1 protein-coding gene is annotated in these 1045 nt (G+C 46.4%); it reads left to right on the forward strand.

Annotation, left to right across the window (positions count from 1 at the left end):
- Positions 1-1001, forward strand: a 1001-nt coding sequence (locus R7R24_RS24945; protein WP_318119784.1) for an ABC transporter permease, incomplete at its 5' end; no start/stop codon positions are given.
- Between the last annotated feature and the right edge of the window lie 44 nt (positions 1002-1045).

The raw sequence follows: 1045 nt of genomic DNA on the forward strand, positions 1-1045 counted from the left end.
TTAAAGAAATTAAACGTGGTTATTGGTCGTTTGTTATCTTATCTATCATGTTGATTCTTTCACTATTTGCCGAGCTGTTAATCAACAGTAAAGCGTTGATCGTGAAGTACGATGGTAGTTACTACTTTCCGGTTGTCAGTGACGTTCGTTTAGGTAGCGAGTTTGGTCAAGATTCTTCAAGTGAAGCTGATTACCGAGTTCTCCAACAAGTCTTTGAGGAAGAGGGGGGGGATAACTTTGTGATTCTACCTATCGTTCCTTGGAACCCATACGAACAAGACTTCACTGGCGATTTCCCTCCGACCGCGCCAAGCGCTGAGAATAAACACTATCTAGGTACTGACGTTATTGGTCGCGATATTTTAGCGCGCTTGGTGTATGGCTTCCGTACCGCGATGGGATTTGCGTTGCTAACGATGGCGGTATCCTACGCTATTGGTACCGCTGTAGGCTGTGCCATGGGCTTTTGGGGCGGCAAGTTCGACCTATTTGTCCAACGTTTGATTGAGGTTTGGTCAATGGTGCCATTCCTGTACGTCATTATGATTTTGGTGTCCATCGTTCAACCGACTTTCACGCTCTTTGTCGCCATCAACGTGTTGTTTGGATGGATGGGGATGACATGGTACATGCGTACCATGACTTACAAAGAATCTGCACGCGAATACGTAATGGCAGCTCGTGCGTTGGGCGCCTCGACAGGCCGAATCCTGTTTAACCATATTCTGCCAAATACCATGGTCATGATTGTTACCTTGGCGCCATTTACTATTGCCGCCAACATCACCGCACTGACAGCACTTGATTATCTTGGTTTAGGCTTGATGCCACCAACACCAAGCTGGGGTGAGTTACTGCAGCAAGGTAAGTCCAACTTGGACTCGCCATGGATTGTGGCGTCTGTTGTGACTTCCATTGTACTGGTACTGGTGATGGTCACCTTTATCGGTGAAGCGATTCGAGCGGCTTTCGACCCGAAAAAATTCACACGCTATGTTTAAGCGAGCATTGTGAGCAAAACATAAAAAAGGGAAGTTTTATGAAA

This window comes from Vibrio sp. 704 (assembly GCF_033339295.1).